This window comes from Paenibacillus zanthoxyli JH29, assembly GCF_000520715.1.
Lineage (GTDB): Bacteria > Bacillota > Bacilli > Paenibacillales > Paenibacillaceae > Paenibacillus_AQ > Paenibacillus_AQ zanthoxyli.
This window is the reverse complement of the sequence record NZ_ASSD01000594.1, coordinates 1-4,221: the sequence shown is the minus strand read 5'-3', so window position 1 is coordinate 4,221 and position 4,221 is coordinate 1. Positions and strand designations below refer to the sequence as shown.

Sequence of the window (4,221 nt, the reverse complement as noted above, 5' to 3'; positions counted from 1 at the left end):
ACCGCCTTCGGCTGCCGCATCGTCAGCCCCGGCGACTTCCGCAGCGTCTCCGGCGGCAAGTAGCGCTGCCCCGTCGGGCAGTCCGGGCGTTTCCGCCGCGCCTTCGGCCGCTGCATCGCCCGCCCCCGGCGGCGGCATGGAGCAAAATACGGCCGCACAGCTCAAAGAGCTGCTTGAGCTTGCCAAGCAGGGCAAAGCACCGGGCATTCCGTTCGCCGCACATACGGACCTCATCGACGATGTGAAGAAGGCCTGGGGCGAGCCGGATAAGGAAGAGGGGGCGGGCAAAGGCATCTACGCTACGTACAGCGCCAAGCATGCGGTGATCGGATTCAACAAGGGCAGCCTGATTTTTGATGTCCGGTCCAGCGCCGCCGATTTACAGCAGCTGACGCTAAAGCAGATTGAGGACACGCTTGGCAAACCGAATGACGTGAAGACCAGCGGGAACGACAGCATCTACATTTACAATGCGGGCGAGCAGTATCAGTTGAAATTCGTGATTCCGAAGTCTACCGGTAAAGTCGATCACATTTCGGTCTTCTCCGAACAGGATTCCATTAATAATATGGCCGGGTAGCAAGCAGGACAGCAAGGCCGCAGGTTCAGGCGCTCAAGAGCAGTCAGGAGGGACTTTCCGCCTGGCTGCTTATTTTTTCGGAGTCTGGAAAAATATTTGGAGTAGGCTTCGATGCTAAGTTAGCCGAGTTGAAACGCAGACACGCGTTATAATTTTTTGTTATTGACAATAACGGATTTACGCGGTATTTTTATCTTAAATAAAAGACATTTGGATTAAAGAAATTTTTAATCAAGATACTTGAGTCAAAGATATATGCAGGAGATGATTCAATGCCCAATCAAATCGACGATGCTCAGGCGACTTCCCTTAAGCTGTTTGTTGTTCTTTCCAAGGCTTACAGAGCGATCTCGGATCAGGCTATAAAAGATGTAAGACAGTACGGATTGTCACCTTCCGAATTTGCGATTCTCGAAGTGCTGTATACGAAGGGGAAAATTCCAATGCAGCAAATTGGAGAAAAGATCTTAATCACAAGCGGAAGCATAACCTACAATATCGACAAGCTGGAGAAGAAAAATCTTTTAAGACGCGTGCATTCCCATGAAGACCGAAGAGTGATCTATGCTGAAATTACAGACGCCGGAAATGATTTGTTTAACCGGATCTTTCCTGAACATGCCGCTAAAATCCATTCTCTAATGAAGGGGATTTCCCAGGATGAACAGCAAGAAGCGATTATACTGCTCAAAAAACTGGGGAAACAGGCGAAAGATTTAGGCTAACCGCTTCTATAGTTTAAAAATCCAATTAGGAGGCTGTGCATTATGCAAACGATGGTGTATACCCCTGCTATGCAGGGAAAAGGCGAATTTGACGGCGGGAAGATCAAAGAACAAAAGCCGATTGGCTTTTCGGGTGAAGGTTCGGCGATCAGACGGGTGGGCCCCTTATTTTATTGGGCATGGGCCACTTCAAGCACCGAAGCCAGGATCGGTCTGCACCCCCATCAAGGCTTTGAGATTTTGACATATGTAGTGGAGGGCAATGCCTTTCACGGGGATACCTTGGGAACTGACAGCACAGTCGGCACGGGCGGGGCGCAGGTCATGCAAACAGGCTCGGGTGTAAGTCATCAAGAACGGCTGAGCGCGGATACGGAGCTTTTTCAAATCTGGTTTGAGCCGGAATTGACGGAAGCGATCCGGAGAAAGCCGACCTATCGGCAGTATGCGCATGAAGATTTTCCGCAGGAAACGACAGCCGAATATACCGTAAAGACAGTCATTGGTCCCGGCGCTCCCGTTCAATTGGTCACAGACAGCGAAATGTGGGATGTTGAAATAGGCGGTGGTGCCCGATATGTACAAAAAGTACCTGCCGGCTATACTTTAACGGCTTTAGCCATTCGCGGGCAAGGAACATGGGGAGAGTCAGGAGCATCGAAGGAGCCTGTGCCTTTTCGGCACAAAGATTTCATCATTAAAGCCGTGGAAGCTGATACGGAGGTAGAAATCATGAACTCGTCTGATCAAGGCACGCTGCGCCTGATTATCATCAAGGTTCCCTCAAAAGTGAGTTATCCGCTTTACCCTAAAAGATAAGTGAATCCATCGATTTTTGTCAAATATCTTTAAATAAAGATTATTGAATCCAAAACAATAGGAGATGATTGTGATGTTAGCACTGGGATTACTGGTTGTTCGTTTGGTAGTGGGGCTGTTGTTTATCGGGCATGGCGCTCAAAAGCTGTTTGGTTGGTTCGGCGGCTATGGCCCGAAAGGAACGGGAGGCTGGATGGATTCGATCGGCATTAAGCCGGGCGTATTCATGGCTGTGCTGGCGGGGCTGCTGGAGCTGCTCGGAGGCGCTCTTTTTGCTCTCGGACTATTTACTCCGCTTGCCGCCTTGTTTATTACGCTGACCATGCTCGGCGCCATCGTTAAGGTGCATGGCAAGAACGGGTTGTGGGTAACAGCCAACGGCTATGAATATAACGCTGTCTTGATCGCGGTAGCCATCGGTATTGCTTTGATCGGTGCAGGGGCATATTCGCTGGATGCGCTGTTAATCTTTAAATGAGAGTTTAAAATGTGCTTACCCCCTTCAAGGACGCTGTCAGGCGTTTCTTCTTGGCTGGAGTCCCCCGATAAGGGCCTGTTATAATAGTGGGAAGAGTCCCGGCAGGGAGTAGGAGGATCGGCATGGTTCTGGAATTTAATGAAAATGGGCATACGGTATCCGCCGGGGGAATAACGGTTGAATTGTTCGCTAAAGAGTTCGCTCTATTGCGGTTCCTGTACCGCAACCGGGGGCGGGCGTTCAGCAGGGAGCAGCTTCTGGACAGCGTATGGCCGCTCGAATATCCGGTGGAACGCACGGTGGACGACCACATTTACCGGCTGCGTAAGAAGCTTGGCCTGATCGGGGATATTACCATCAGCACGGTGCGGGGGTTCGGATACTGCCTGACCGTGCGGGAGCAGGCAACGGGCATCGACGCCAGCCCGTCCGCGCAGGACGTAGAGCTGCGGGAGAAGATGCGGGAGGTATTCGTCAAATATCATCAGTACGGGCAGGGGAAGTCGATGCTGGCGCTTGCCCGTCAACAGGATGTTTTGGGCTACGAGCTGGACCCGTTCTACTCCGTTTACGTGCATTTTGTGCAGGGCGATCTGGAGTGGCTGCTCAGCGGGGGAGACCCGCCCGGTTCGGAGCGCACATACTGGCTGCTGCTGTTCTTTATGTTCGCGGGCGAACCCAAGGATAGCCTGAACTATTGCGAGCGGGTGCTTGCGGGCAGACTGCTGCCTCCGTCCCAGCACCGTGAATTGGAAATCCTCAATATTCTAGACCTGTACGCGCTGACGGGAGCGCCGGAGAAGGCGTTGGAACGGTTGAAGCTAACCCGGCGGGTCATTGCGGAACCGGGCTATGAAAATTTCGACACGCCCGTATCTACGGCCGAAATGTTCGTTCACCTGATAAAAGGAACGCCGAATGGGGAGATGCAGAGAATGGCGGAGGCGATTGAAGCTCTGCTTAAGGCAAAGCCCTTTTTGCGGGAAATCGGAAGCTATAACCTTATTAAAGGGCTTTGGATGCTGAGAAAGAATGAAAGACGTAGGGGCGAAGCGCTGCTGGATGAAGGGTTCGGTGTGCTCGATCTATCCGGGTTCGTGCCTATTCGGTTGCTTGGGCTTTACCATATTACTCATTTTTGTCGGCAGTTTGCGTTCAAGGGCAGGGAAGCTGTGCTGCGCAAATACGAGGCATTATTTGTAGAAGAGCAGGCACGCTGCGGACTGCCCGGACTCATGGACCGGATCGAAGCGGCGCTGAATGACTGTCTGAAGACGGAGCGCCAAGGCTAAAAGTCCGGGCAGCAATGCTGTGCAATCACGCAGGTGAGCGGTCCGCTCTCTGATATTTCTCTGACAATCCGGCGATATACTCGGCGTAATGAAAGGCTGATAGAGCTAGATGGAGGAATACAAAAGAGTGAGAATGGAAGCCCCTTTGACTGAACAGAAGTCGCGCTTACGCCGCGGCCTGCTGAGTAACAAAATCTACATGCGTATATATACCGCTTATGCTGCGGCAGAATTTGGCAGCTGGTTCGACAGCCTGGCAATCCAGGTGCTGGTCGGCTACCGCTGGCAGGCCGGACCGCTAATACTGGCGCTGATTCCCGTCAGTCT

General features: G+C 52.0%; 5 protein-coding genes and 1 pseudogene. All 6 read left to right on the top strand.

The genetic code is table 11. The annotated features are described in order from the left end of the window. On the top strand, positions 1 to 580 hold a 580-nt coding region (locus L691_RS0123110; protein ID WP_156934324.1), incomplete at its 5' end, for a YjgB family protein. A gap of 272 nt (positions 581 to 852) precedes the next feature. Continuing rightward, a complete protein-coding gene (locus tag L691_RS0123105; RefSeq protein WP_025692658.1) occupies positions 853 to 1,305 on the top strand; it encodes a MarR family winged helix-turn-helix transcriptional regulator in 453 nt (150 codons plus the stop codon). Between the two features lie 42 nt (positions 1,306 to 1,347). Beyond that, entirely contained in the window at positions 1,348 to 2,124 is a 777-nt protein-coding gene (locus L691_RS0123100; protein WP_025692657.1) for a pirin family protein, read from the top strand. A gap of 73 nt (positions 2,125 to 2,197) precedes the next feature. After that, the gene (locus L691_RS0123095; RefSeq protein WP_025692656.1) at positions 2,198 to 2,602 is read left to right on the top strand and encodes a DoxX family protein; all 405 of its coding nucleotides are present in this window, start codon (positions 2,198 to 2,200) and stop codon (positions 2,600 to 2,602) included. A gap of 122 nt (positions 2,603 to 2,724) precedes the next feature. Continuing rightward, on the top strand, positions 2,725 to 3,894 hold the full coding sequence (locus L691_RS0123090; RefSeq protein WP_025692655.1) for a winged helix-turn-helix domain-containing protein: 1,170 nt from the start codon (positions 2,725 to 2,727) through the stop codon (positions 3,892 to 3,894). Positions 3,895 to 4,027: 133 nt separating this feature from the next. Then, positions 4,028 to 4,221 (top strand): annotated as a pseudogene (locus tag L691_RS29900) (MFS transporter); the annotation flags it as partial.